Origin of the sequence: Actinokineospora fastidiosa, from assembly GCF_014648415.1 — a bacterium.
Taxonomy (GTDB): Bacteria; Actinomycetota; Actinomycetes; order Mycobacteriales; family Pseudonocardiaceae; genus Actinokineospora; species Actinokineospora fastidiosa.
In genome coordinates this window covers 1,802,817-1,829,488 of sequence record NZ_BMRB01000001.1, presented here as the reverse complement: position 1 = coordinate 1,829,488, position 26,672 = coordinate 1,802,817, and the positions used below count along the sequence as shown (strand labels likewise).

Genomic DNA, 26,672 nt, shown 5'->3' with positions numbered 1-26,672 from the left:
ATTCGGTCACCGCGGACGGGCGGAAGACCCCGGCAGGCAGCTCCCGCTGGTCACCCGAGGAGAGGAATCGACTCGCTAAACCGCTCCGTACTGGCGGTCACCGGCGTCGCCCAGGCCCGGGACGATGAAGCCGGAGTCGTTCAGCCGCTCATCGATGCTCGCCGTCACCAGCCGCACCGGAAGACCCGAGTCCGCCAGGTGCTGAACCCCCTCCGGGGCCGCGAGAACACAGATGGCGGTTACGTCGACGGCGCCGCGTTCGACCAACAGACGAATCGTGTAAGCCATTGAACCGCCGGTTGCCAACATCGGGTCCAGCACGAATACCGGGCGATTCGCGAGGGATTCCGGCAATGACTCCATGTACGGCGTCGGCTGCAGGGTCTCCTCGTCGCGCGCCAGGCCGACGAAGCCCATCTGGGCCTCCGGGATCAGCCGGTGGGCCTGGTCGGCCATGCCCAGGCCCGCGCGCAGGACCGGGACCAGCAGCGGCGGGTTGGCCAGCCAGTAGCCCTCCGTGCGCGCCACGGGGGTGTGGATGCGCTCGCTGCGCAGGGGGGCGTCGCGGGTGGCCTCGTAGACCAGCATGACCGTGAGTTCGTGCAGGGCCGCGCGGAAGGTGGCGTTGTCGGTCCGCGCGTCGCGCATCACGGTGAGGCGGGATTTGGCCAGGGGGTGGTCGACTGTGCGGACGTCCATCCGCGGGAATCTAGTCGCGGACGGCGATGACCGCGAACATGGTCACGGACATGTGGAAGTCGCCAGCGGCCTCGCCCGCGCGCAGGTCTTCCAGGAAGCGGTCGCGCTGGGGCTCGGTGATGGCGCCCTGGGCGATCGCCGCGCCGAGGGCCATCGCGAGCAGTTCGGTGTCGATGCCCGGCTGGATGAGGGCCTGGGAGCCGATGTCGGTCACCCGCAGGCCCGCCGCCGTCAGCTGGCCCGGCAGCCGCCGAGCGGCGTACGGGTTGGCGCTGAACCCCAGCATCGTGCCCATGAACGCGGCCACCACCTCCGGGTCGCCGGGATGGGTGATGGCCGTGGCCCAGTCGCTGTCGAGGACCGCGGTCCGCCCGCCGGGACGCAGGACGCGGGCGATCTCGCGCGCCGCCCCCGCCGGGTCCGCGAGGTGCTGGAACACGCGCTCGCAGCGGACCACGTCGAACGACGCGTCGGCGAACGGGAGGGCGAGGGCGTCGCCGTCGACGAAGTGGTCGCCGTGGCGGGCCGCCGCGACCGCGCGCATGCCCGCGTTCGGCTCCACGCCGACCGCGTCCGCCCCGGCCGCACGCAGGGCGGCGACCTCCGAGCCCGTGCCCGAGCCGATGTCCAGCGCGCGCTCGCCCGGACGCACCGCGAGGGCGTCCTGCGCCCACGCCCGCAGGCGGGTCACGCCGGGCGTCGCCGCCTGCCGGTCGAGCACCTCCACGAGCCGGGCGAGCTGGGCGTCGTCGGTCTTCTCCGCGCGGAAGGACGGCGGCTGCGTCATGAACGCGACTGTATCGGCGGCGGAGCCGCTAGGCTCACCCCCGTGAGTGACCTGCCCGCCGTCCCCGGTCCGCACGAGATGCGCGCGTCCAACGCCGACCGGGAACGCTTCGCGAAGATCCTGCACGACGCGATGGCCGAGGGCAGGCTGACGGTCGGTGAGCTGGAGGAACGCCTCGACCAGGTGTACGCGGCCAAGACCTACGGCGACCTCGTCCCGCTGATCCGCGACCTGCCCGGCACGCACGTCCGGCCCGTCCCCGCGGCCGCCCCGGCGACGTCCCCGCGCATCGGCGGGCGCGGCACGTCCTCCAGCGCCATCGCGATCATGTCCGGCTCCGAGCGCAACGGCCCGTGGACCATCCCGCCCACCTTCAGCGCCGTGGCCATCATGGGCGGGGTGGAGATCGACCTCACGCACGCCAGCTTCGAGGCGCAGGAGACCGTCATCCAGGCGTTCGCCCTGATGGGCGGGGTCGAGGTCCGGGTGCCGGAGGGCGTCACCGTGCACGTCACGGGCGCGGGCTTCATGGGCGGGTTCGAGAACAAGGTCTACACCCAGGGCCCGCCCGGCGCGCCGGTCGTGCGCGTCACCGGGTTCGCCATGATGGGCGGCGTCGAGGTCAAGCCGACGCGCAAGCCGAAGCGGCGCAAGCACGGCGACGTCGAGGAGATCGAGGACTGAGCCCGCGCTACGCACGGGTAATCGCGGCCTAGACTCGTCGGTATGTCCGACGTCCAGACCACGGCCGCTCCACCCGAGTTCGCCGACGCCACCCGCGACGACACCGCGTTGCGGCGCTTCCTGCACGGGCTGCCGGGGGTCGACCAGGTGGGGGTCGAGCAGCGCGCCGCCGGGCTGGCCACGCGCAGCATCAAGAAGGACAGCAAGCTCTGGGCGATCGACACCGCGATCTCCATGGTCGACCTGACGACCCTGGAGGGCGCCGACACCGAGGGCAAGGTGCGCTCGCTCTGCGCCAAGGCGCGCAGGCCCGACCCCGATTTCCCGGACGTCCCGCAGGTCGGCGCGGTCTGCGTCTACCCGGACATGGTCGCCACCGCGGTCAAGGCGCTCGACGGCGCCGACATCGGCATCGCCAGCGTCGCCACCGCCTTCCCCTCCGGCCGCTCCAGCCTGTCGATCAAGCTCGAGGACACCCGGATGGCCGTCGAGGCCGGGGCCACCGAGATCGACATGGTCATCGACCGGGGCGCGTTCCTCTCCGGGAAGTACATGCGGGTCTTCGAGGAGATCCGGGCGGTCAAGGCGGCCTGCGGGTCCGCCCACCTCAAGGTCATCCTGGAGACCGGCGAGCTGGCCACCTACGACAACGTCCGCCGCGCGTCCTGGCTGGCGCTGCTCGCGGGCGGCGACTTCATCAAGACCTCCACCGGCAAGGTGTCGCCGGCGGCGACGCTGCCGGTGACGCACGTGATGCTGCAGGCCGTCCACGACTGGCACGCCGCGACCGGCGAGCACCGGGGCGTGAAGCCCGCGGGCGGCATCCGCACGACCAAGGACGCGATCCGCTACCTGGTGGCCGTGCACGAGGTCGCAGGCCCGGCGTGGCTGGACCCGCACCTGTTCCGCTTCGGCGCCTCCAGCCTGCTCAACGACCTGCTGATGCAGCGGCGCACCCAACTGGCGGGCCACTACAGCGGCCCCGACTACGTGACGGTGGACTGAACCATGACCTGGGACTACGCGCCCGCGCCCGAGTCGCGGGCCATCGCCAACCTCAAGCCGAGCTACCGGATGTTCCTCGACGGGCAGTTCGTCGAGGGCGGGGGCGAGCCGCTGAAGTCGGTCAACCCGGCCACCGAGGAGGTGCTCGCCGAGGTCTCCACCGCGAGCGCCGCCGATGTCGACCGGGCCGTGAAGGCAGCGCGCCGCGCCTACGACAAGGTCTGGGGCCGCATGCCCGGGGCCGAGCGCGCCAAGTACATCTACCGGATCGCCCGGATGATCGCCGAGCGCGCCCGCGAGCTGGCCGTGCTGGAGAGCCTGGACAACGGCAAGCCGATCAAGGAGTCGCGCGACGTCGACGTGCCGACCGCCTCGGCGCACTTCTTCTACCACGCGGGCTGGGCCGACAAGCTCGACTACGCGGGCTACGGCCCCGGCCCCCGGCCGCTGGGCGTCGCGGGCCAGGTCATCCCGTGGAACTTCCCGCTGCTGATGGCGGCGTGGAAGATCGCGCCCGCGCTGGCCTGCGGGAACACCGTCGTGCTCAAGCCTGCCGAGACCACCCCGCTGACGGCGCTGGTGCTCGCCGAGATCATCCAGCAGGCCGAGCTGCCGCCGGGCGTGGTCAACATCCTGCCCGGCGCGGGCGATGTCGGCGCCGAGCTGGTCAACCACCCGGGCGTCGACAAGGTCGCGTTCACCGGGTCGACCGAGGTCGGCAAGGTCATCCAGCGGTCGCTGGCGGGCACGGGCAAGAAGCTGACGCTGGAGCTGGGCGGCAAGGCGGCCAACGTTGTCTTCGACGACGCGCCGCTCGACCAGGCCGTCGAGGGCATCGTCAACGGGATCTTCTTCAACCAGGGCCACGTCTGCTGCGCCGGGTCCCGCCTGCTGGTGCAGGAGTCGGTGGCCGACGAGCTGCTGGCCAAGCTGCGCACGCGGGTGTCCACGCTGCGCGTCGGCGACCCGTTGGACAAGAACACCGACGTCGGCGCGATCAACTCCGGCGAGCAGCTCGCCAGGATCAAGGAGCTGGTCGCCTCCGGTGAGTCCGAGGGCGCCGAGCGCTGGACCTCGCCGTGCCCGGTGCCGGAGAAGGGCTACTTCTTCGCCCCGACGGTGTTCGCCAACGTCAGCCAGGCCATGCGGATCGCCCGCGAGGAGATCTTCGGCCCGGTGCTGTCCGTGCTGACCTTCCGCACCCCGGACGAGGCCGTCGCCAAGGCCAACAACACCCCGTACGGGCTGTCCGCGGGCATCTGGACGGAGAAGGGCTCGCGCATCCTGTGGATGGCCGACCGCATGCGCGCGGGCGTGGTGTGGGCCAACACGTTCAACCGGTTCGACCCGACCGCGCCGTTCGGCGGGTACCAGGAGTCGGGCTTCGGCCGCGAGGGCGGCCGCGCGGGTCTGGAGGCGTACCTAGATGTCTGATCGGCTGACGGTGTCCAAGACGTACAAGCTGTACCTCGGCGGGGCGTTCCCGCGCTCGGAGTCCGGCCGGACCTACCCGGTGACCGACGCCAGGGGCCGGTTCCTGGCCAACGCGGCGCAGGCGTCGCGCAAGGACGTCCGCGAGGCGGTCGTGGCCGCGCGGGCCGCGTTCGGCAAGTGGTCGCGGGCGACGGCGTACAACCGGGGCCAGGTGCTCTACCGGGTCGCCGAGATGCTGGAGGGCAGGCGCGAGCAGTTCTGCGCCGAGGTCGCCGCGGGCGAGGGCGTGCCTGCCAAGCGGGCGGCAGCGCTGGTGGACGCGGCGATCGACCGCTGGGTCTGGTACGCGGGCTGGACCGACAAGGTCGCGACCGTGCTGGGCGCGGCGAACCCGGTGGCGGGCCCGTACTTCTCCTTCTCCCTGCCCGAGCCGACCGGCGTGGTGGGCGTGCTGGCGCCGCAGGGCTCGTCGCTGCTGGGGCTGGTGAGCGTGCTGGCCCCGGTGATCGCGACCGGCAACACGGCGGTCGTGGTGACGAGCCAGGACCGGCCGCTGCCCGCGGTGACGCTGGCGGAGGTGCTGGCCACATCGGACGTCCCGGGTGGCGTGGTGAACGTCCTCACCGGACACACCGCGGAGCTGGCCCCCTGGCTGGCCGCGCACGCCGACGTCAATGCCGTCGACCTGGTGGGCGCGCCGCAGGAGCTGCGGGCGGAGCTGGAGCGGGCCGCGGCGGGGTCGGTGAAGCGCGTGCTGCGCTCGGCCGAGCCGGACTGGACCGCCGAGCCCGGGATCACCCGCCTGCGCGCGTTCCTGGAGACCAAGACCGTCTGGCACCCGATGGGCGTGTAGCTGTCCGGGCGACGTGACTTCTCGTCACGAAGAGGCCGCCAGCAGCGGGGAGAGACCAATTGGGGCGCGCGTCACAGGCCGCTCGCCAGGGCTGATAACGTTCCGTGTCGATCTGATGACCCACGGCAGATCCTCGGCGAAGGGACGTGAGCCCGATGTCTCCCGTCAGCGGTTACCCAGCGGTCGTCTCCGTGCAGAGCAGGGAATGCAGCCCCGCGTTGCTGGAGCGGCTCAGCGGCGCCACCCTCTTCCCGGAACGGCCCGTCGGCGCGGCGATCGTGTCCGTGGTCGCCCGCGGCGGCGGCGCGCTGTTCACCGTCACCGCCCCGGGGCTGCTCGACGCCGACGAGCAGGTCGACTACTTCCTGCGGCTGCTGCCCGACGAGGACGACGGGCGGGTGAAGCCCGCTAAGGACCGGGTCGTCGTGGGCGGGCTCGCCGACCGGTCGTCCCGGTGGCTCAGCGACAAGCTGCTCGACGAGGACAGCGCCGAGGCCGCCGCGCTGCGCGCGCGGATCGCGGAGTTCGTCGAGCGCGAGCGCGCGGCGGGCGCGCGGGTCTGGTTGAGCGCCTTCGAGCCGTCCGAGAACCTTGAGCAGCTGGCCGCGCGGCTCGGCGTGGACACCGACCAGGCCGAGCCGCAATTCATCCCGCTCGGCACCAAGGCCGAGGGCAGGCGGCTGCTCGAGGCGGCCGGGGTGCCGGTCGCCGAGGGCACGGAGGAGTGCCGCACGCTCGAAGACCTCGCCGAGGGCGTCGCGGCCCTGGCCGAGCGCGGGCACCGGGACTTCGTGCTCAAGCTCAGCAGCACCGAGTACGGCGCGGGCATGGGGAACGCCCTGCTGCGCCTGGACGGCCCGCTCGACCGCGCGGGCGTGCTCGCCGCGTTGCCCACCGCGGCGCTCGTCGACCCCAAGCTCACCTGGGACCAGTTCGTCGAAGCGATCGGGCGCTCCGGGGCCATCGCCGAGGAGATGCTGGCCGACGCCGACCTGCGCAGCCCCAGCTTCCAGGGCACGATCGTCGGCGACGAGGTGGTGGCGGTCTCGACCCACGACCAGGTCCTCGGCGGCGGCCAGACCTACGTCGGCAGCTCGTTCCCCGCCGACGCGGCCTACCGCGCCGCGGTGATGGACCTCGGCGTCCGGGTCGGCAAGCAGCTGGTCGAGCGGGGCGTGCGCCGCGGCGACTACGGCGTGGACTTCCTCGCCGTCCCCGACGCGACCGGCTGGCGGCTCGTCGGGTGCGAGCTGAACCTGCGCTCGACCGGCACCAAGCACGGGTTCGTCATGGCCACGAGCCTGCTCGACGTCCTGCCCGACGCCGACGGCAGGCTCATGGTCGACGGCGTCGAGCGGGTCTACGAGGCCTCCGACGGCATCTCCGACCCCCGGCTGGTCGGGCTCCGGCCCCGGCAGCTCATCGCGGCGCTGCGCGAGTCGCCGCTGCACTACGACCATCGCACCAAGACCGGCGTCGTCCTGCACCTGCTGAGCGCGCTGTACGAATACGGCAAGTTCGGCGCGGTGTGTATCGCCCCCGACCGCTCGGCGGCCGATCGGATGATGCGGGAACTGCTGGAACTGGTCGTCACTGTCGAAAAGGCCTAGGCCGAACGGGTCCGATACGCCCGATCGGCGGCCACCGGAACGGCCTATCTCCGCAGTCGTTAGAGTCCGATGTGGACTCGCGGATTCCCGGCGGGACAACGGGAACTGAGTAGAACTCAGCCTCACCCTCGGTCACCGCGTGACCCCTTAGGCTTCTTGACAGCCCCCAGGCGACGCCATATCTTCCCAAGTTAGACGATCACGCACGGCGACAACGACGACGCGTTGCCGAGAGCATTCCTTCCGCGCAATTCAGGGGGTAATTCCGTGAGCGAGAATTCCGCGGGCGTGGACTCCACCGACCACCCGGTGGGCGAGGGCGCCGACCTCGTGGACGGCGAGATCGAGGAGTTCGACCTCGACGACATCGAGGTGATCGAGAGCAAGGTCTTCGGCTGACCGGTCCCGCCCGCCGCGCCCCCGCGGGGGGCGACGGGCCGTCTTCGGCGAGCCCCGTGGAGGGCCACATGGTGCAGTACCTGTCGATCACCCCCCGCCGCGCGTGCGACGACGCGCCCGCCGACGAGGACGGCGAGACCAGGTCGCTCCGGGTCGGCCTGGTGGCCTACAACTGGGAGGCCGACACCTCGCTGGCGCTGTGGAACCTCATCAACTACGCGCGCCGGGACGACCTGGTGGCCGAGCACGTCCGGTTCGACCAGCACTGCGCCGCGACGCCGAAGACGGCGGCGGCGGAGAAGGACGAGCTGTTCCGGGTCCTGGACTGGGTGCACGAGCACGGGTTCGACGTGGTCGGGTTCTCCTGCTACATCTGGAACATCAAGTTCGTCAACCGGCTTGCCCAGGCCATCAAGGAGCTGTGGCCGCACATCACCGTCGTCTACGGCGGCCAGCAGATCCGCGGCTTCTACGTCCCGCAGGTGTTCGAGCGCGAGCGCTGCGTCGACATCTGCGTGGTGAACGAGGCCGAGATCACCTTCCAGCGGCTGCTGCGCCACCTGGTCGTCGGGTCCCCCGCGCTGTCGCGCATTCCCGGCCTGGCCTACTGGGCGGCCGTGGACGACGCCGACACGCTGTACCGCTTCGACGGCACCGGCGTGCTGCCATCGGGCTTCGCCTACCACGAGACCGGGAACGCCGAGCTGGTCGACAACCTCGACGCCATCCCCTCGCCGTACCTGGCCGACGCGCGGCTGCCCGTCGGCGGCGCGTTCCTCTACGAGGCCTCGCGCGGCTGCCCCTACTCCTGCTCGTTCTGCATCTGGGGCGAGTCCAAGGGCGTGCGCGAGTACCCGATGGACCGGGTGCGCGAGGAGCTGACCACGATCCTGCGCCACCAGCCCTCGCACATCATGTTCTGCGACGGCACGTTCAACATGCGCAAGGCCAGGGCCGCGGAGATCCTCGGCATCCTCAACGACCACCTGCGCGACGGCCGGGTGCGGCCGTTCAGCCTCCTGCTGGAGCTGAAGCTGGAGCTGATCGACGACGCGCTGGCCGCGATCCTCGACGAGCTGGTCCGGCTCAACCCGCTGGTGACCGTCGAGTTCGGGATGCAGAGCGCGACCCAGGAGGCGGCCGAGCTGATGCGCAGGCCGTTCAAGGAGGACAAGTACCGGGCGGCCTGGGCGCGGCTGACGCCGAAGTTGCAGTCCTCCGCGGTGATCGACTGCATCTACGGCCTGCCCGGCGACGGCGTCGCGCAGTTCAAGACCACCGTCGACTTCGCGTACTCGCTGGCCCCGCACCGGATGCAGTGCTTCCGGCTGTCGATCCTGCCGGGCTCGGAGTTCGAGCGGCAGGCGGACGCCCACGACATCAAGTTCGCCCGCGAGCCCGACCACATGGTCCACCAGACGGCGTGGCTCAGCCTGCGGGAGATGGCCTGGCTGGAGACGTTCGGCTTCGCGGTGGCCGACCTGTACCACTTCCACGGCACCACCATCCGCTGCCTGCTCGGCCTGCCGGGCGCGGCGGTGATGCGGTTCAGCGACCTGGTGACCGAGTTCGTCGACTGGGCTGGCCGCGACCGGGTCATGGCCACCTCGTACAACGGGCACGCCCCGGACGGCCGCTGGCGCGCGATCAACCTCAGCACGCTGTTCGAGAACTTCACCTTCGACGAGCTGCTGCCCCGGATCTCCGCGTCCGACCCGGAGCTGCTCGACAAGCTGGCCGAGCTGATCCGGTACGAGACCAGGATGGGCCGGATCGCGATCGAGGGCCTGCCGCCCGCGCCGCGGTCGAACGGCGGCCCGGTCCTGCACGCCGAGCTGATGCGGTCCCGCTACGACCTGCCCAGCTTCATCATCGCCAACCGGGGCCGCACCGAGGTCGACATCGCCGACCTGCGGACGGCGGACACGCACATCGCGCTCACCGTCAAGGCGGGCCACCAGGACGTGCGGGTCCCGGTCTCCTACCGGATCAGCGAGCGGACCGCGGACCTGCTCGACCGCCTGCGCGGCCAACCGGCCGCGCCTGCGGTGAGCAGGCGGGCGATCGACCGCCTGGTCGACGTCGGCCTGCTTGCCTAGGACAACGAAGAGGGGCACGACTGCGGTGTTCGCCTGGGACTGGGCGCTGCGACTAGGGCTGTTCGCGGTGGTCGCGACGTTCACCCCGGGTCCGAACGCGCTGTTGCTGCTGTCGGTCGCGGCGCGGTTCGGGCTGCGGCCCGCCGTGCCCGCCGCGGTCGGCGTCGCCGTGGGCATCCCGTCGGTGATCGTCGTGGTCGGCGCGGGCCTCGGCGGCGCGTTCGCGGCGCTGCCCTGGCTGCAGGTCGCGCTGCACGTGCTCGCCACCGTCTACATCGGATGGCTGGGCTGGCAGATCCTGCGGATGGGCTCGCCCGGCGACCCCGCGCAGCAGGCGGCGCGGCCGGTCTCGGCCTGGCAGGCGGCCGCGCTGCAGTGGGTGAACCCGAAGGTGTGGACGATGGCCGTGGGCGCCGTCGGGGCCTACGGCGTGGACGGCGGGCCGGTCGTCGGGGCGCTGTCGGTCGGCGCGGTGTTCGCGGTGGTCTGCGTGCCCGCGGTCGGCGCGTGGACGCTGTTCGGCTCGGGGATCCGGCACTGGCTGACCTCGCCGGGCCGGTTGCTGGTGTTCAAGGTCGGGATGGGAGCGGCCCTGGCGGTCTCGATCGCGCTGACCTGGGTCGCATAGCGGGAGGGGAACGAGGTGGACAGACCGGCCCCGATCGGGGTGGGGATCCAGTACAACCCCGAGATCTTGGACTGGTTCCCGTTCGAGTCGCTGCGGGTCGACCTGTTCGAGGTGCTGCTGGACCCGTTCATGGGCCCGCTCGACGGCCCGACGGTGTTCCTGCCCGGCGCCCGCGAGCGGCTGATGGACCTCAGGAGCCGCCACCTGCTGCTGGCGCACTCCAACTACGGCTGCGACTTCGGCTTCGGCGAGCTGGCCGACACCCCGGCCGTGCGCAGGCACGTGCCGATGACCAGGGCGATCGGCAGCCCGTGGGTGGCCAACCACAGCTTCTACGGCGACGACTCCTGGCTGGACATCTGGAGCAGCCCGCTCCAGTTCTCCCCGCGCGAGGTCCGGCGGGTCGCCGACCGCGCGCGCAGACTCCAGGAGCTCTACGGCGTGCCGCTCGCGCACGAGAACGCCGCCTACTACCTGCGGACCCCGGGCTCGACCATGCGCGAGGCGGAGTTCATGGCGGAGCTGGTCGCGGCGTCCGGCACGTTCCTGCACCTGGACCTGCACAACATCTACGCCAACTCGCTCAACCTGGCCGACTTCGACATCGAGGACTACCTCGACACCATCCCCCTCGACCGCGTCATCGCGGTGCACCTGGCGGGCGGGAGCTGGCACGACGGGCTTTACCACGACTGGCACGACAGCCCGGTCCCCGAGCCGGTGTGGGAGCTGCTGGACTGGCTGCTGGCGCGGGTGACGCCCGGCGCGGTGATCCTGGAGTACCAGGGCCGCTGCCACCACGAGAGCACCCGGCTGCTCGACACCGGCGACGAGCCGATGATCGTGCGGGACCTGGCCAGGGCGCGGGCGGCCTGGGACAAGGCGACCGCCGTCCGGGGCGCGGTGTGATGGCCGACGGAGCCGAGCTCGACGCCCGGACCGTGTGGCACGCGTGGCGCCGGGTGATGCGCGAGGAGGCGGTGCGGGAGGCGATGTTCGCGGGCACGCTGGCCGAGCGCGCCGACGCCCTGGGCCTCAGCCCGGCCGACCGCGAGGTCATCGAGCGGTACGCGGAGACCCCGGCGGGGACCCGGTTCTTCATCGCGAACTACCGCTACCGGATGACCAGCTCGTTCATCAACGCGCTGGAGACCGCCGCGCCGCTGACGCACCGGCTGCTGCGCGCGAACGGCGTGGACATCGACGCCTTGGCCGAGCGGTTCCTCGACTCGGTGGGCTGGCGGGACTTCGGCCCGTACGTCTACACCTACGGGGGACGGGTGCTGGAGTTCCTGCGCGCGCACCCGGAGGTGGGCGGGCTGCACGGGCTGGCCGACCTGGCGGCGCTGGAGTCGGCCGCGGTGGCGGTGACGGTCCGGGCCGCCCACTCGCCGCCGGACTTCACCCCGCGGCCGGGCGTGTACGCGGCCAACGACGCGGTGACCTCGGTGACGACCGAGCTGGACGTCTCGGGGTGGCTGCGCGGCGGCCAGCCGGGCGTGGGCGTCCTGCCCGCAGGACCGCGCACGTTCCTGGTGTACCTGTCGCCGCCGGACCTGCGCAGGCGGATCGTCGCCGTGCCGGAGTCGGCTGTCGCGCTGGTGCGCGGGTTGGCCGTGCCGAGGGCGGCCGGGGAGATGCCCGCTGGGCGGCTGGTGGAGAAGCTGGTGGCGCTGGGGGTCGTGATCGCTCCCGGGAGCGACTAGATGCTCTACCCGTGGTCATGGCTGCGCTCGACCGGGTTCCCGTTCTCGTGGCTGGACGACCTCGCCTGCCCGGGGCTGGCCGAGCCGGGGTCCGCCGAGTACGACGACCCGGCGGCGTTCGGGCGCGCGGTCCTCGCGGCGCGGACCGCGCTGGCGGCCAGGATGACCGAGCCCGCGGTCACCGAGGCCCTCGTCCTGTCCAACGCGGACGTGGTCGACCGGATGGCCGCGCTGGCGGAGGCCGACCTGGCGAAGCCGACCGTGCGCACCCGGCAGCGGCTGCGCGTGGGGTGGTCGTACCTGCAGCGGTTGTGCGCCAAGAACGAGACGTGCAGCTTCTTCGGCCCGCTCGCCTGGGGAACGGTCGACCCGGACGCGCCGGAGGGGATCGCGCTGGACGTCCTCGATCCGGCGGCGGGCAGGCTGCGGCGCCGCTCGGTGCGGTTCGAGCACTGGGTGCTGCGCGGGGTGGCCGACGCCCTGGCCGCGACCGCCCCCGCGGCGCCGTACCGGCTGAACCCGGCCTGCGACCTCGACGGCGACTGCCTGCGCGTGCCAGTGGGCAAGCGCGTCGCGCTGCCGGTGTCCGCGGCCCGGTACGTGCGCGCGGTGCGGGACGGCGCGCCGCCGCCCGAGGAGAACGGCGTCGCCCGCCTGGTCGCCGCGGGCGTCCTGCGCCGGGAGGTGTCGATCCCGCCCGGGAGCGGCATAGACGCTGTCGAGCACGCGCTTGGGCGTACGCCCGTGACCGCTGAGCTGGAGGCCCTGCGCGCCCGCTTCGAGCGGGAGACCTCGGGACTGGCGCAGCGGGAACTGCTCGACCGCATGCGGGCGGTGCTCACGGCGGCGGGCGTGGAGACCGCGCGGCGCAAGGGGACCATGTACGCGGGCAGGCTGCCGGTGTACGAGGACTGCGAGCGCAACGTCCGCTTCCGGGTGGGCGGCCGCCTCGCCCGCGTCCTCCGCGACGACCTGCCCCCGCTGCTCCGCCTGTACCGCCTGGTCGCCGAGTGCGCGGCAAGCGGACTGCACGCGCACTACGCCGCCGTGGCGGCCGAACGCGAGGCGGCGGAGGGCACGTCGGACACCGATTTCCCGGCCTATCTGCAAGCGGTGCGCGCCTCGGGAGCGATCGAGCCGGTCCGCGGCCGGATCGCCGAGACCCTGCGGACGCTCCTCAACGCCGCGTGGGCCGAGGTCGCCGCGACCGCCCAGAGCCCCGACCACATCGCGGACGACGACCTGGCCGCGGTGGCCGCGGCGCTGGCCGCCCGGTTCCCCGATCACGGGCGGTTCGCCGGGGTGCTGGGCGTCGGGGTGATGTCGCCGGACGTGCTCGTCGCCGGGCGCGACGTGGTGCTCGGGGAGGTGCACCCGTGCGTGGCGGCGGCCGTGCAGCCGGTCGCCCTTCCCTTCCTCGACGAAGCCGACGCCGCACTGGAGTTGGCCGATCGGGTGTTCTGCGGTGGCCGGGTCGTCTTGGCGGGCACGGACTCCGCCTATCACCGGTCCCAGTTCGCCTGGCCGGTCGGCACGTCGCTGACCGAGGTCGTGTTTCCCGGGGCGACCAGTCGGTGTCCGCCGGAGCGGACCGTCCCGGCCGGGCGGGGGCGGGTGCGGCGGGTGGACGGGATGGTGCGGTTCGTCGACCGGGAGAGCGGGCGGACGGAGGACATGGTCAGCGTGCTGTCCACGGATCTGCAGCAGGTGATGTTCCGGGTCGCGGGCGCGGTCCTGGGCGGGGACTCCACCGCCCGGCTGACCTACCGCGGGGTCGTGGCGCGCCGCCGCTCGTGGTCGCCGGACCCCGGTGGGCTGCCGGACGCGCCGCGGCCCGCCGAGGACTTCGCCGACTTCCGCGCGCTGCGCGCCTGGGCCGGGGAGCACGGCCTGCCCCGGCGGGCCTTCTTCCGCGTCGACACCGAGCCCAAGCCGGTCTACCTCGACTGGGCGTCGCCGATCGCCGTCGACACCTTCGCCAAGCTGGCGCGCTCGGCGACCGCGCTGCGCGTCACCGAGTTCTCGCCCCGGCCGGACCGGCTGTGGTTCGCCGACGACCTCGGCGTCCACACCAGCGAGCTGCGCATGACCTATGTGGTCTGACCGGGGGACGACGTGACCGGGCGGGCGACGGCGGCGGAGTCCGTGCGCGCCCGGTTCCCCGCCCGGCTGGTGGTCGAGCCCGCCGACGACGGCCGCTTCGCCGTCACCGACCCGCGCGCCCGCGCGCGCTGGGTGCTCGGCGGGCCGGTGCTGGACGTCGCCCGGCTGTTCACCGGTGACGGGACGTATGCCGAGGTGGCCGAGGCCGCCCGGAGCGCCGGGCTGCGCACGGCGACGGCGCAGTCCATGCGTGCCTTCGAGGCCAAGCTCCTCGCCCTCGGCGTGCTCGACGACACGGCCCGGCCGTCGCCCGCCCGCCGCGCCCTGCGCGTGCTCACCGCGGTCGAGCGCGTCGACGTCGGCGCTGCCGATCCCACGCGGGTGCTCGACGCCCTGCTGCGCCGGGCTCCCTGGCTGGCCGGACGCGGTGTCGCCGTGCTCGCCTGCCTGGTGTCGCTGGCGGCCGTCGTGGCGCTCCTGGCGCGCTTCGCCGAGTTCGCCGCCGCGGTGCCCGACGCCCTGCGCGGGTGGGGCCTGCTCGGCGTCCTGGTCGTGACCGTGCTGTCCTCGGTGTTCCACGAGGGCGGCCACGCGCTCGCCTGCCGCGCCTACGGCGTGCCGGTGCGCCGGGTCGGCATCGGGCTGCGGTCCCTGGCCGTGTTCGCCTGGACCGAGCCGGACGAGCGGGTGTGGTCGGCGCTGCCGTGGCGGCCCCGGCTGGTCACGGTGGCCGCGGGCCTGCTGGGCAGCCTGGTCTACGCGGCAGTGGGCGTCGCCCTGTGGCTGTCCGGCCCGCTCGCGACGCTGGGCGTGTGGCTGGTGCTGGCGGGCACCGTCTGCGTCGTCCCGACCCTGATCCCGAGTTTCGACGGCGACGCCTACCTGCTGCTCACCTGCCTGCCCGGCATGGCGAACCTGCGCAGCCGCTCCTTCGCGGCGCTGCGGTCGCCCCGCTGGAGCCTTCCCACCCTCGGCTACGCGGCGTTCGCGCTGATCACGGTGCTCGGACGGGCCGCGGTGGCCGCGTTCGTCCTGTGGCTGGTGTGGGTCTGCGTCCTGGCCGGGTGACGCGGATGGACTACCACGGCAGGGAACACTGGGACACCGTTCATTCGGTGGTCGGGGACGGCGCGGGCGTCGCCGCGGCGGCCGTGGCGCGGTCGGCCGCGCGCCTGCTGGCCCTCGGCCCCGGCGCGGTGGTCGTGGACATCGCGGGCGGCAGCGGGCCCTTCCTGCGGGCGCTGCCGCGCGCGGCGGTCGGGGTGCGCGTCGACTTCGCGCTCGGCCCGCTGCGGGCGGGCACCGGCGTCTGCGGCGACGCGCTGGCCCTGCCGCTGCGCACCGGCAGCGCGGACGCGGCGACGCTGTTGTCGGCGTGGTGGGCGATGCCCGACATCGACCGCGTCGTCGCCGAGGCCGCCCGCGTCCTGCGGCCGGGCGGGGCGCTGCTGGTGCACATCTGGGGACCGGCCGAGCGGTGCAGGCTGATCACGGTGGGCGCGTCCTGCGTGGCGACGGCGATCCCGTCGATGTTCCGGCCGCCCGGGGTGCGTGGCCCGTTCGAGTCGACCGTCGGCGAGGTCGCGGCCGTGCTGCGGGACGCCGGTCTCGACGACATCGCCGCGCACGCGTTCGGCCATTCGTGGCCGCTCGGCGCCGCCGACGACTACTGGGCCGAGTTCGCCCACCTCGCCCCCACATCGCACGCCGCGTTCCGCGACGCCGCGCCCGACGCCCGCGCGCGGGTCCGGCGCCTGCTCGACGGACTCCTGCTGCGGCTGCGCCGGGACGGCGTCGCCGACCTCAGTCTGGCCTGGAACCTGGTCGTGGCGCGGAAACGACCGGTCCCGGCCCGTTTCGCGGACAGTCGCGGCGCGGTGTCCTAGGGTGGGAATCCGCGGGAGCGAGCGCGGCTCGGCGTGCGTCAGACGGGTCGAGGGGGATGCGATGAGCGAATCGGATATCGGGGGCTACCGCGGGGAAGCGGACGCCTTCCACGCCTACACCGCTGGCATGCGGCCGCTGGCCGACGACCTGCGCGGTGTCGCGGACGGGCTGGACGTCGCCGACGGCGCGTTCTCCAAGATCGGCGACGAGGTCGGCCTGACGGCGGCGCTGCGCGCGGCGGGCGAGCGCCAGGCCACCGGGGTGCGCGGGCTGGCCGACTCCTACGGCGGCATCGTGGAGGCCGTGGCCAACACGTGGACCAACTTCGAGGCCGTCGAGGACGACGAGGCCCGCAACCTGCGCCGCGCTGCGGGTGAGCCGTGACCGCCCGGGACCTGCTGGAGCCGATGATCCAGCCCGCCGCGACCGCCCAGCGCCACCTGGCCACCGACGACGCCGCCATCGACAGGGTCGGCGCCAGGCACGGGACCGTGGCCTCCACTGTGGACACCGCGGGTTACGACGCCGACCGGCGCGCCGCCGCGCTGCGCGGCGGCTGGAGCGGCCAGGGCGCCGTGCGCTACGAGCAGGACGTCGCCGCCCAGGCGTCGACCAGCCGGGCGCTGTCGACCTACAGCGCCGACGTGCAGGCCGCCGTGCGCGAGGCGGGCGAGATCCTCAAGGTGGGCCAGCGCGTCAACCAGGCGCAGATCGACGAGTTCAACAGCAAGGCCGCCGAGCTGCTGTCCGCCGCGGCCGCGCTGCGGCAGGCGGGCGACACCGCGGGCGCGCAGCGCAAGCTCACCGAACTCGCCCGGTACGCCGCCCAGCTGACCGGCGACACGTCGATGAACCTCGAGAACGTGATGACCCAGCTGAGCGGCGTCGTCACGAAGCTCACCGGGGACTCGGGCTCCACGACGACCTCATCGGCGTCCGCGCCGCCCGCCGCGTACAACGACCGCTCCGGTGGGGGCGGCGGAGGTGGCGGAGGCGGCGGCGGGGACTACTCCGGCGGCGGGGGCGGCGGCGTCGTCACCAAGCGCAGGCTGCCGGTGGCCATCCCGCCGCAGCCCGGGACCGGCGTCAAGATCAACCTGCCGGACGGCAGCGTGGTCGAGGCGCCGAACGAGACCGCGGCGCGGGCGGTGCGGGCGGCGATCTCCCAGCTGGGCGTGCCCTACGTCTGGGGCGGCACGTCGCCGGGCGTGGGGCTCGACTGCTCGGGGCTGACCCAGTACGCCTACGGCGAGGGCGGACTCGACATCCCGAGGACGTCCCGGGAGCAGGACATCGGCGCCGAGGTCCCCTCCGCCGACCAGCTGCTGCCCGGCGACCTGGTCTGCTGGGAGGGCCACGTGGCGATGTACATCGGCAACGGGCAGATCATCGAGGCTGGCGACCCGGTCCAGATCGGCCCGCTGCGCACCACCAACTCCGGCATGCCGTTCGTCGGCTTCTACCGGCCGACCGGATGAGCGGGACCGTCACCGCCGTCTGCCGCGACGGCGAGCACCGCTTCAGCAAGCAGGCCGTCCCCGCGATCACGCTGCTCGCGGGGCTCGGCGTGGAGGGCGACGCGCACGCGGGCGTCACGGTGAAGCACCGGTCGCGGGTCGCGGCCGACCCGACCCAGCCCAACCTGCGGCAGGTCCACCTCATCCACGAGGAGCTGTTCGCCGAGCTGGCCGCCGCCGGGTTCACGGTCCGGCCGGGCGAGATGGGCGAGAACGTCACCACCGTCGGCATCGACCTGCTCGCGCTGCCGACCGGAACCCTCCTGCGCGTGGGCGCCGACGCCGTGATCGAGGTGACCGGGCTGCGCAACCCCTGCGCCCAGATCGACGCCTTCCAGCCGGGGCTGCTCAAACAGGTCGTGCACCGCGACGGCGACCGACTGGTCCGCAAGGCCGGGATCATGGGCGTCGTCCGCACGGGCGGGCGCGTCGCGCCGGGCGACCGGATCACCGTCGACCTCCCGCCGCCGCCGCACTCGCCCCTCGGACGCGTCTGAACCGCCGTCGCGGGGCGGTCACCGCGCGTAAAATTCCGGGCGTGGACATCGACATCGACCGCGAGCTGGACTCGGTTGCCCGCAAGGTCGAGCGGACCAGGGCCGACGCGGCCGAGCGGACCGCCAGGGTCGGACCGATCAGCGGGCGGGCGAGCAGCGGGGACGGCTCGGTGACCGTCGAGGTCAAGCCGGGCGGACTGCCCACGGAGATCGTCATCACCCCGCGCGGGCTGCAACTGGGGGCCGACGCGCTGGCCGCGCAGATCATGTCCGTTGCCGCGCACGCCACCCGGCGCGCGGGCGGGGCCATGCACGCCGCGCTCGCGCCCGTCCTCGGGCCCGGCGGCGAGAAGCACCTCGCCGACCTCGGCTACGAGCCCCTCGACGATGACGACGACGCCGACTACGACAACCCGCTCGGGCACAATCCGCTCGGGCACAGGCCGCGATGACCGCGCGCGAACCGGTTGAGCGCAGCACGCGCCAGGTCATCGAGGACGGCAGGGCGCGCCAGGAGGCGCTGGCCACGGTCGAGAAGGTGCTCGCCGAGGTCCAGGGCACCGCCCAGGACCAGTACCAGACCGTGCGGGTCACCGTCGACGGCCGCGGCCGGATGCTCGACCTCTGGCTGCGCCAGGACGCCGTGCGGTGGGGCCCGGAGCTGGGCAGGCTGATCGTCCAGGTCGCGCACGCGGCCATGGACGACGCCACGCAGGCCGGGTACAACCGCCTGGCCCCGCTGCTGGGCGACAACCTTACCTACGCCGTCGAGCTGATCTCCGGGCACGCCGCCCCCGCCCGCAGGGGCGCGCGGCCGAGCATCACCGCGGAGGAGTTCCAGCGCCGCCGCGACGAGCGGCTCGCCGACCAGCGGCGACCCGGCCCGGCCGCGGCGGACCCCGACGACGACGACGACCCGCTGTCGCTGGACCTGTCGTTCCTGCGCTCGGACCGCTGAGAAACCAGGTGGGAGCCTAGGTTCGTCCGTGTGATCCTTACCCCGTAGGCTGCCGACGCACCCGAGCGCTGCCCGACCAGGAGGACCTTCCATGGCTCAGGACATCGTCCCCATTGAGCTGGGGTTGCCCAAAGGCGACCTCGTCACCCTGTGGGCCCCGCGCTGGCGTGAGGACGGCGAGGAGTGGGAGGCCTTCCTCGGCCACGACGAGGACCTCTACGCCTTCCCGGACACCGCCCACCTGGCCGCCTTCGTGCGCACCGCGGAGGACCACGACCTCATCGACCACCCGGCGTGGAACCACGTGCCCGCCCTCGGCGTGGCCGAGCTGATGCCCGCCGAGGCCCACCAGTACGACCTCGTCGGCGTGCCCGAGCTGGTCGCCGAGGAACCCGACACCTGGACCATCGGCGAGCTGGCCGAGATCGTCTCGATCATCCGCTCGCTGGCCGACGTGTGCGAGCTCGACGACGTGCACGAGATCCTCGACTCCGCCGACGGGTTCGCCGTGCTCGACCAGGGCACCTACCCGTTCACCGGCCGCGAGGGCGAGCGGCTGTGGAACGACCTGGCCAAGACCGTCGTCGACAAGTGGGACGACCTGCTCGACGCGCTCGACGAGGTCGTCACCATCCCCGAGGTCACCGGGCCGGAGCTGGACAAGGCCGCCGAGGAGCTGGCCGCCTTCCAGGCCGAGCAGGAGGCCGAGGCCGAGGAGGACGCCGACGCCGAGGAGACCGAGGACGAGGCCGACGCCGCGGCCCCGGTCGGCTTCTGGGCCGAGGTCGGCATCGACCCCGTGAAGATCATCACCGACGGGTCCGAGTACTACACCCTGCGCTGCTACCTCGACGACAAGCCGATCTTCCTCGGCGCCGACGGCAAGATCGACGTCACCACCTCGGCCCGCTCGCTGGCCAAGTACCTCGCCGTCGGCGACTTCTCCGACAACGACCTGGCGAAGGTCTCCACCTGGGACGAGGTCTCGGCCAAGGCCACCGACGGCGACATCGAGATCGACGTCGACGAGGACAACACCTACGTGCTGCAGGGCCTGGCCGACGACCTCGGCGAGGGCATGGACGCCGTCGACCCCGTACAGCTGGACCTGGCCGTCGAACTGCTCACCGACGCCGCGGAGTGGGCCGGGGACGACAGCGTCGACACCGCGCTCAGCCAGTCGGAGAGCCTGGGCTGGCTGGTCTCCTTCATCCTCGCCCCGGACCCGACCCGGCTCGCCCCCAGCGCGCCGTTCGACGCCGAGTCCGCGGCCTGGTCGAAGCTGGTCCAGGACTTCGAGGACCGGCTCGTCACCCGATGAGGGCGGCGTAACCGGGCTTGATCACGGTGTTGATGATCTCCAGGCGGTCCTCGAAGTCGATGAACGCCGACTTCATCGCGTTCACCGTGAACCACTGCAGGTCCGGCCAGCCGTAGCCGAAGGCGTCCACCAGCGCGGCCATCTCGCTCGACACCGTGCACCCGCTCATCAGGCGGTTGTCGGTGTTGACCGTGACCCGGAACCGCAGCCGGGCCAGTAGCCCGATCGGGTGGTTTTCGATGGCGGTCGCCGCGCCGGTCTGGATGTTGGACGTCGGGCACATCTCCAGCGGGATGCGCCGGTCGCGCACGTACGACGCGAGCCTGCCCAGGTGCGCGCGGCCGTCTGCGTCGATCTTGATGTCGTCGACGATCCGCACGCCGTGGCCCAGCCGCTCGGCGCCGCAGTGCTGGATGGCCTCCCAGATCGACGGCAGGCCGAACGCCTCGCCCGCGTGGATCGTGAAGTGCGCGTTCTGCTGGCGCAGGTACTCGAAGGCGTCGAGGTTGCGGGTGGGCGGGAAGCCGGCCTCCGGACCCGCGATGTCGAAGCCGACGACGCCGGAGTCGCGGTAGCGCACGGCCAGCTCGGCGATCTCCAGCGAGCGGGCGTTCTGGCGCATCGCGCACAGCAGCGTGCCGACGCGGATGGTCCGGCCCGCGGCGGCGGCGCGGCGCTCGCCCTCGCGGAAGCCCGCCTGCACGGCCTCCACGATCGGGTCGAGGCCGAGCCCGCCCTCGGTGAACAGCTCGGGGGCGTAGCGGACCTCGGCGTAGACGACGCCGTCGGCCGCCAGGTCCTCCACGCACTCGGCGGCCACCCTGACCAGGGCGTCCTCGGTCTGCATCACGCCGCAGGTGTGGGCGAACCCCTCCAGGTAGCGCACCAGCGAGCCGGAGTCGGCCGACTCGCGGAACCAGGCGCCGAGCGCGGCGGCGTCGTCGTGCGGGAGGTCGCGGTAGCCGCCCGCGTCGGCGAGTTCCAGGACGGTGGCGGGGCGCAGGCCGCCGTCGAGGTGGTCGTGCAGCAGGACCTTGGGGGCTTGGCGGATCGTGTCCGCGGTGAGCGGGGTCGACATGGCCATACGGTACTCAGGCCAGGGCTCACTCGGATGGGTAACGGCATGATCACTTCCGGTGATGGCAAGATCCGCCGAAAGGTCCAACCGGGCGTGTTATGACAGTGCCGATAGCAACGGGTGGTGTAGGAGCGGCTTCCGGCAGTGGTTAGGCTCCTTCCCGTCTCCACATCCCCTCCCCAGGACGAAGGTCACCTCCGTGAACGAAAACAACCACACGGTGTCGTTCGACCGGATGCGCAACATGCTCACGCGCGCGGCCGAGATCCGTGAGAGCGAACAGCAGCAGATCTTCGACGCCCTGGACGAGATCCACGCGCGTCTGTCGCCGCTGGAGTCGATCGGGGCGGTGCGCAAGCGCCTGTCGGAGATGCCGGACCGGTCCGAGACCGCCGTGCTGGCCGAGCGGCTGGACGCCGCGCTGCGCAAGCTGGAGGCCCAGGACACCGCGATCGCGGCGCTCTCGCGGGCGGTTGAGGGCATCGTCGACAAGCTCGCGACCCCGTTCGCCCAGCTCGACGGCCGCCTCGACGGCGTCGCTGGCCGCTTCGAGGGCGTGGCGGGCCGGATGGACGGGCTGGAGGACAAGCTGGCCAACATCCACCGCCGCATCGATGAGCTGGACCACCACCTGGACAAGCAGGACGGCAGGCTCGAAGCGCTGCCCGGCAACGTGCACGGCCCGGTCCGCGAGCGCGTGGAGATCATGGAGACCGCGCTGCGCGGGCGGCTGGACGAGGTCGACGAGGGCGTGCACGAGCACCTCGACGGGACCAAGGACGCGCTGGCCCGCCAGATCGCCGAGACCTCGGACGCGGTGGCGGGCAAGGTGACCGCTTCCGCCGAGACCGTGGGCGCGCGCGTGTCCGACGCCCAGACCAAGCTGACCGACGCGGTGACGGGCGTCGGCGAGCGCGTCGGCAAGACCGGCGACGCGCTGCACGCCAAGCTCGACACCGCCGCCGCCGCGCTGGCCGAGACTCGCGAGGCGCTGGGCGCGTCCCTCGGCGAGACCGGCGCCGCCGTCCACGGCAAGCTCGACGAGGCCACCACCGCCCTGCGCGAGGCGCTGCGCGAGACCCAGGAGACCGTGGACGCCAGCGACCGCCTGGAGTCCCTGGCCGAGCGGCTGGAGAAGGTCACCACCCGCCTCGACGACATGGCCACCCGCCTCGACGCGGTCGAGGACGGGTTCACGGGCCGGATCAGCGAGCTGAGCGGGGCCATCAAGTCCGAGTTCAGCAAGGTGGACGCGACCCTGACCAAGCAGCCGGACGCGACGTCGGTGGAGTCCCTGGTCCGCAAGAGCAACGAGGAGTCGGTCCGCCGCATCGGCGGCCACCTGGACGAGGCCATGGCCACCTTCGCCGAACTCATGCTCGGCGGCAGCCAGCCCACCCCGCCCCCGCCGACCACCCTCCCCCGCCAGAACCCCCGCCGCCGCACCAACGGCGCCAAGCCCACCAAGGCCATCGAGAAGCGCGAGGACGACACCGAGGACAACGACGTCGCCGCAGGCGCGTAACCAGCAGGAGACAGCCCGCGCGGGCCGCATCCCTCCGGGGACGCGGCCCGCGCGGCTTTTCGGGGCCAGCTCTGCCTGATGTGGGGTTCCGTGGCGGTGGGGCTTGCGTTGCGGTGTGGGCTTGCGTGGTGGTGGTGTGGGCTTGCGTGGTGGTGGTGGTGGTGTGGGTTTGCGTGGTGGCAGGGCCGGACCACCGCCGCCGCCAGGACTGCGGCCCACCGCCCGCCCGGCGGGTGAGATCTCGCTCCGACTGCCGTCGCGGCCGCCAGGGGAGCCGCTCACCGGCTGACTGGTGGCAGGGTCCGGCGCCGGACCCTGCCGGTCGCAGCCGCCAGGGCTGCCGCCCACCGACCGTCCGGCTGGTGGAGTCTGGCTCCGACTACCGTCGCGGCCGCCAGGGCTGCGGTGCACCGGCCGTTCCGGTCAGCGGGGCCCGGGTCCGCTGCCACAACACCAAGGCTGCGGCCCGCCGACCGCCCCGGCCGGGCCGCCGCCGCACTCGGCAGGGCGGCGGTGCACCCGGCCGCCCCGGCTGCCGGAGGCAGGCTTAGCTGCCACATCCGCCAAGGGGCGCGGCCTGCCGCTCGTCCCGGCCGGGCCGCCGCCGCGCTCGCGAAGGCTGCGGTCCACCGGCCGACCCGGCCGGTGGGGTCAGTCGCTGCCACGTCGCGTGGCCTACCGCCCACCGCTCGTCCCAGCCGGCGGGTCTGGGCTGGGCCGCCGCGTTCGCCAGGGCTGCGTTCCGGACTGCGGTGCACCGGCCGTCCCGGCCAGCGGGGCCGGGTCCGCTGCCACATCTGCCAGGGCTGCCGACCGGTCGTCCCAGCCAGCGGGGGTCGGTCCGTTGCCGCCAGGGCTGTCGCAACCGATCATCCCCGCTGGCTGGAATCCGGGCCGGGCCGCCGCCGGATTCCCTTCTCGGCTGCGGCCTGTCCTCCGCTACACGCCTGCTGGGGTGCGTTCCGGGGCCGGGACGGCGCGGAGGGCTCGGTAGGCGGGGATTGTCAGGAGGAGGACCAAGGCCGCGCCCACGACGGCGGTTGCGGTGAGGCCGTTGACGAAGGCCTCCTTGGCCGCCGACAGCAGCGCACCTCCGTCAGGTACCGCGGCTGCTACCGCCACCGCTCCGCCGAGGGTGTCCTGGGCTGTGGTGGCGGCTTCGGCAGGCAGGCCGGTGACCGCGTCGGTCATCTGGCGGTGGTAGACGGCCGCGCCGACTGTGCCGAGGACGGCCATGCCCAGGGCGGCGCCCAGTTCGCTGCCGGTCTCGGCGATGGCCGACGCCGAGCCGGTCTGGGACTCCGGGACGGCCGCGAGGATGCGGTCGCCGGTGAGCATGGTCGTCATCAGGACACCGGCGCCCACCAGGCCCGCGGCGAGCAGGATCAGCAGCAGGCCCGAGTCGACCTCGATGAGGGCCATCACGGTGAAGCCCGCGGCCAGCACCAGCAGCCCGGCGACGATGAGCGGGGCCACCCGCATCCGCTGCGACAGGATCCCCGATGCCGTCATCCCCACCCCGATGATCGGCACGACCGCCAGCGACCACAGCGCGGCCTGGAACGGGCTCATGTCGAGCACCAGCTGGATGTACTGGTTGGTGAACAGCGACGACCCGATGAAGCAGAACATCGCGACCAGGTTGATCCCGATGGACGCGCTGAAGGTGCGCTCGCGGAACAGCGTCGTGTCCAGCAGCGGGTTCGGGAACCGGCGCAGGTGCCCGATGAACACCACCACCATGGCCAGACCCGCCACCAGCGCGACCAGCGGCACGACGGAGAAGCCCTCCACCGCGATCTTCTTCATCCCGTACACCGCGCTCAGCACCGCCACCGCCGACAGCACCGCGCCGAGGTAGTCGAAGCGGCCGCGGGGCGCGCCCTTCGACTCCGGCAGCAGGATCGGCCCGAGGATGAGCAGCAGGACCATGGCGGGCAGGTTGATCAGGAACACCGACCCCCACCAGAAGAACTCCAGCAGCAGCCCGCCGACGATCGGGCCGAGGAACGCGCCGGAGGTCAGGCCCGCGCTCCACACCGCGATCGCGGCCTTGCGCTTGGCGTCGTCCGGGAACAGCGTCCTGATCAGCGACAGCGTCGACGGCATCAGCGTCGCGCCCGCCACGCCCAGCAGGGCGCGGGTCAGGATCAGCAGCTCGGCCGTCGGGGCGAAGGCCGCGGCCACGGACGCGGCGCTGAACGCGGCAGCGCCGATGAACAGCAGCCTGCGGCGGCCGATGCGGTCGCCGACGGCGCCCATCGTGATCAGCCCGCCCGCCAGCGTGAAGCCGTAGGCGTCCATGATCCACAGCTGCTCGGGCCCGGTCGGACCGAGATCGGCGCTGATGAAGGGCAAGGCGAAGAACAGAACGCTGATGTCCATGGAGATCAGCAGGCACGGCAGGACCAGGACGGCGAGCCCGGCCCATGCTCGGCGGTCGGACATGGGAACTACCCCCTCTAACTGCGTACGTCATACGCGCTACTGCGTAAGTTATACGCAGTAGATAGGATGGACGTCAACCACGTCGAGCGGGAGACGATGACCGAGCTACCGAGCTATCTGGCCGCCGCCTGGGGCAAACAGGAGCGCCCCAGCCGCGGACCGAAGCCCGCTTTGAGCCTCGACCGCATCGTCGCCGCGGGCGTCGCGCTGGCCGACGCGGAGGGCCTGGCCGCGGTCTCGATGAGCCGGGTCGCCGCCGAGGTGGGCGCCAAGCCGATGTCGCTGTACCGCTACGTCGACTCCAAGGACGACCTGCTCGTGCTGATGATCGACCACGCTGGCGGGCCCGCCCCCGAGATCGACGCGCCCGACTGGCGCGCGGGCCTGACCGAGTGGTCGTGGGCCTACCTCGACCAGCTGCGCGCCCACCCGTGGATCATGCGCGTGCCGATCCACCGGCCGCCGTCGACGCCGAAGCAGCTGCGGTGGCTGGAGTCCGGCCTGCGCGTGCTGAAGGAGTTCACCTCCGACCACAAGATGGGCACCATGCTGCTCCTGAGCGGCTACGTGCGCAGCTACGCGATGCTCACCGCGGACATCCAGGAAGCCAACGCCGACCCCGACGAGATGATGGTCGACTACGGCAACATGCTGCGCGCGCTCGTGGACGCCGCCGAGTTCCCCGAGCTGGCCAAGGTGATCGCGGCGGGCGCCTTCGACCACAACCCCGACGAGGAGCCCGACGCCGACTTCGTCTTCGGCCTGGAGCGCATCCTCGACGGCGTCGCCCGGATCGCGGGCTGATCAGCGCGCGGACCTGCGCACCTTGCCGCGCAGCGCCCGGCGGGCGACGGGCCCGAGGTCGTCGATGACCTCGATGAGCACCGCCATGCGGTCCAGCGCGTCCAGCGCCGAGCGCGCGCCGTCGGGGTCGACGCCGTCGTAGAGCTCGATGCCGATGAAGGCCGCGCCGACCGCCCTGGCCAGGCCGGGGATGTCGAGCGCGTCGGCCACCGGGGAGTCCGCGAGCAGGCGGGCCAGCACGTGCTCGATCGGGCCGATCCACAGCCGCAGCGCCTCGGCCGCGGCGTCGGCGACGCGGGGATCGGCCTGGGCGCCCGCCAGCATCTGCGCGAGCACCATCACGTTGCCCCTGGCGTGCTCCTCGTCGTGCAGGGCGCGCCCGACGGCGAGGAGGCCGCGCAGGTCGTCGACCCCGTCGAGGCGGCGGGCGAACGGCTCGACCCTGGCCCGGGTCGCGGCGAGGCAGGCGGCCTTGAGGAGGTCGTGGACGCTGCCGAAGTGGTAGAAGACCAACGCCTGGTTGACGCCCGCGGTCGCCGCGATGGTGCGCGCGGTCGCGCCGGTGAGGCCCTGGGTGCGGATCGCCTCGATGGCGCCGTCGATCAGGCGTTGGCGGGTGTCGACCACCCC

Annotated in this window: 26 protein-coding genes; 21 read left to right on the top strand and 5 right to left on the bottom strand. The window is 72.9% G+C overall.

The annotated features are described in order from the left end of the window. Positions 1 to 75: 75 nt before the first annotated feature. Both upp and IEY98_RS08775 read right to left on the bottom strand, forming a co-directional pair. Positions 76 to 699: a uracil phosphoribosyltransferase gene (gene upp, locus IEY98_RS08780; RefSeq protein ID WP_189209705.1), complete on the bottom strand. Its 624-nt coding sequence runs from the start codon at positions 697 to 699 to the stop codon at positions 76 to 78. Positions 700 to 709: 10 nt separating this feature from the next. After that, a complete protein-coding gene (locus IEY98_RS08775) occupies positions 710 to 1,486 on the bottom strand; it encodes a methyltransferase domain-containing protein (protein ID WP_189209704.1) in 777 nt (258 codons plus the stop codon). Positions 1,487 to 1,528: 42 nt separating this feature from the next. Here IEY98_RS08775 and IEY98_RS08770 point away from each other — a divergent pair, with 42 nt between their 5' ends. The 19 genes from IEY98_RS08770 (at position 1,529) to IEY98_RS08685 (ending at position 20,187) form a co-directional block, all read left to right on the top strand. Next, the gene (locus tag IEY98_RS08770) at positions 1,529 to 2,170 is read left to right on the top strand and encodes a DUF1707 SHOCT-like domain-containing protein (protein ID WP_229786689.1); all 642 of its coding nucleotides are present in this window, start codon (positions 1,529 to 1,531) and stop codon (positions 2,168 to 2,170) included. A 42-nt stretch (positions 2,171 to 2,212) separates the two neighbouring features. Further along, complete coding sequence (gene deoC / locus IEY98_RS08765) at positions 2,213 to 3,175, top strand: deoxyribose-phosphate aldolase (protein ID WP_189209703.1); 963 nt, start codon at positions 2,213 to 2,215, stop codon at positions 3,173 to 3,175. A gap of 3 nt (positions 3,176 to 3,178) precedes the next feature. Then, the gene (locus IEY98_RS08760; RefSeq protein WP_189209702.1) at positions 3,179 to 4,609 is read left to right on the top strand and encodes an aldehyde dehydrogenase family protein; all 1,431 of its coding nucleotides are present in this window, start codon (positions 3,179 to 3,181) and stop codon (positions 4,607 to 4,609) included. Continuing rightward, positions 4,602 to 5,462: an aldehyde dehydrogenase family protein gene (locus tag IEY98_RS08755; protein WP_189209701.1), complete on the top strand. Its 861-nt coding sequence runs from the start codon at positions 4,602 to 4,604 to the stop codon at positions 5,460 to 5,462. Before IEY98_RS08760 ends, IEY98_RS08755 begins: the two co-directional genes overlap by 8 nt. Before the next feature lie 155 nt (positions 5,463 to 5,617). Next, entirely contained in the window at positions 5,618 to 7,072 is a 1,455-nt protein-coding gene (locus IEY98_RS08750) for a peptide ligase PGM1-related protein (RefSeq protein WP_189209700.1), read from the top strand. A 267-nt stretch (positions 7,073 to 7,339) separates the two neighbouring features. Then, a complete protein-coding gene (locus IEY98_RS32460) occupies positions 7,340 to 7,471 on the top strand; it encodes a TglA family RiPP precursor (protein ID WP_229786688.1) in 132 nt (43 codons plus the stop codon). Between the two features lie 68 nt (positions 7,472 to 7,539). Further along, a complete protein-coding gene (locus IEY98_RS08745; protein ID WP_189209699.1) occupies positions 7,540 to 9,570 on the top strand; it encodes a B12-binding domain-containing radical SAM protein in 2,031 nt (676 codons plus the stop codon). A 25-nt stretch (positions 9,571 to 9,595) separates the two neighbouring features. Further along, positions 9,596 to 10,198: a LysE family translocator gene (locus IEY98_RS08740; protein WP_189209698.1), complete on the top strand. Its 603-nt coding sequence runs from the start codon at positions 9,596 to 9,598 to the stop codon at positions 10,196 to 10,198. A 15-nt stretch (positions 10,199 to 10,213) separates the two neighbouring features. Beyond that, positions 10,214 to 11,107: an MbnB/TglH/ChrH family RiPP precursor modification enzyme gene (locus IEY98_RS08735; protein WP_189209697.1), complete on the top strand. Its 894-nt coding sequence runs from the start codon at positions 10,214 to 10,216 to the stop codon at positions 11,105 to 11,107. Beyond that, positions 11,107 to 11,904: a hypothetical protein gene (locus IEY98_RS08730; protein WP_189209696.1), complete on the top strand. Its 798-nt coding sequence runs from the start codon at positions 11,107 to 11,109 to the stop codon at positions 11,902 to 11,904. Before IEY98_RS08735 ends, IEY98_RS08730 begins: the two co-directional genes overlap by 1 nt. After that, positions 11,905 to 14,007, top strand: coding sequence for a lantibiotic dehydratase (locus IEY98_RS08725; protein ID WP_189209695.1), 2,103 nt, complete (start codon positions 11,905 to 11,907; stop codon positions 14,005 to 14,007). 12 nt (positions 14,008 to 14,019) lie between these two features. After that, the gene (locus IEY98_RS08720; RefSeq protein ID WP_189209694.1) at positions 14,020 to 15,075 is read left to right on the top strand and encodes a zinc metalloprotease; all 1,056 of its coding nucleotides are present in this window, start codon (positions 14,020 to 14,022) and stop codon (positions 15,073 to 15,075) included. After that, on the top strand, positions 15,051 to 15,893 hold the full coding sequence (locus IEY98_RS08715; protein WP_189209693.1) for a class I SAM-dependent methyltransferase: 843 nt from the start codon (positions 15,051 to 15,053) through the stop codon (positions 15,891 to 15,893). The genes IEY98_RS08720 and IEY98_RS08715 overlap by 25 nt, the downstream gene beginning before the upstream one ends. A 61-nt stretch (positions 15,894 to 15,954) precedes the next feature. Then, positions 15,955 to 16,278 carry a hypothetical protein gene (locus IEY98_RS08710; RefSeq protein ID WP_189209692.1) on the top strand — a complete coding sequence of 108 codons (324 nt, stop codon included), beginning with the start codon at positions 15,955 to 15,957 and terminating at the stop codon, positions 16,276 to 16,278. Further along, a complete protein-coding gene (locus IEY98_RS32455; RefSeq protein WP_229786687.1) occupies positions 16,275 to 17,372 on the top strand; it encodes a bifunctional WXG100 family type VII secretion target/C40 family peptidase in 1,098 nt (365 codons plus the stop codon). The genes IEY98_RS08710 and IEY98_RS32455 overlap by 4 nt, the downstream gene beginning before the upstream one ends. Then, complete coding sequence (locus IEY98_RS08700) at positions 17,369 to 17,908, top strand: MOSC domain-containing protein (protein ID WP_189209691.1); 540 nt, start codon at positions 17,369 to 17,371, stop codon at positions 17,906 to 17,908. Before IEY98_RS32455 ends, IEY98_RS08700 begins: the two co-directional genes overlap by 4 nt. 41 nt (positions 17,909 to 17,949) lie before the next feature. Continuing rightward, on the top strand, positions 17,950 to 18,360 hold the full coding sequence (locus IEY98_RS08695) for a YbaB/EbfC family nucleoid-associated protein (RefSeq protein ID WP_189209690.1): 411 nt from the start codon (positions 17,950 to 17,952) through the stop codon (positions 18,358 to 18,360). Then, positions 18,357 to 18,866: a YbaB/EbfC family nucleoid-associated protein gene (locus tag IEY98_RS08690; protein ID WP_189209689.1), complete on the top strand. Its 510-nt coding sequence runs from the start codon at positions 18,357 to 18,359 to the stop codon at positions 18,864 to 18,866. Before IEY98_RS08695 ends, IEY98_RS08690 begins: the two co-directional genes overlap by 4 nt. Positions 18,867 to 18,957: 91 nt before the next feature. Further along, a complete protein-coding gene (locus IEY98_RS08685; RefSeq protein WP_189209688.1) occupies positions 18,958 to 20,187 on the top strand; it encodes a SatS C-terminal domain-containing protein in 1,230 nt (409 codons plus the stop codon). Here the strand turns inward: IEY98_RS08685 and IEY98_RS08680 are convergent. Further along, the gene (locus IEY98_RS08680; protein ID WP_373292343.1) at positions 20,177 to 21,265 is read right to left on the bottom strand and encodes an adenosine deaminase; all 1,089 of its coding nucleotides are present in this window, start codon (positions 21,263 to 21,265) and stop codon (positions 20,177 to 20,179) included. The genes IEY98_RS08685 and IEY98_RS08680 overlap by 11 nt on opposite strands. Before the next feature lie 235 nt (positions 21,266 to 21,500). On the opposite strand from IEY98_RS08680, the gene IEY98_RS08675 reads away from it, so the two are divergent. Further along, positions 21,501 to 22,790, top strand: a complete 1,290-nt coding sequence (locus IEY98_RS08675; protein ID WP_189210149.1) for a hypothetical protein — start codon at positions 21,501 to 21,503, stop codon at positions 22,788 to 22,790. 939 nt (positions 22,791 to 23,729) lie between these two features. Here the strand turns inward: IEY98_RS08675 and IEY98_RS08670 are convergent. Continuing rightward, on the bottom strand, positions 23,730 to 25,238 hold the full coding sequence (locus IEY98_RS08670; RefSeq protein WP_189209686.1) for an MFS transporter: 1,509 nt from the start codon (positions 25,236 to 25,238) through the stop codon (positions 23,730 to 23,732). A gap of 66 nt (positions 25,239 to 25,304) precedes the next feature. Between IEY98_RS08670 and IEY98_RS08665 the strand changes: the two genes are divergently transcribed. Further along, positions 25,305 to 26,042 carry a TetR/AcrR family transcriptional regulator gene (locus tag IEY98_RS08665; protein ID WP_229786686.1) on the top strand — a complete coding sequence of 246 codons (738 nt, stop codon included), beginning with the start codon at positions 25,305 to 25,307 and terminating at the stop codon, positions 26,040 to 26,042. Here IEY98_RS08665 and IEY98_RS08660 read toward each other — a convergent pair whose 3' ends face one another. Continuing rightward, positions 26,043 to 26,669, bottom strand: coding sequence for a TetR family transcriptional regulator (locus tag IEY98_RS08660; RefSeq protein WP_189209685.1), 627 nt, complete (start codon positions 26,667 to 26,669; stop codon positions 26,043 to 26,045). Positions 26,670 to 26,672 lie beyond the last annotated feature (3 nt).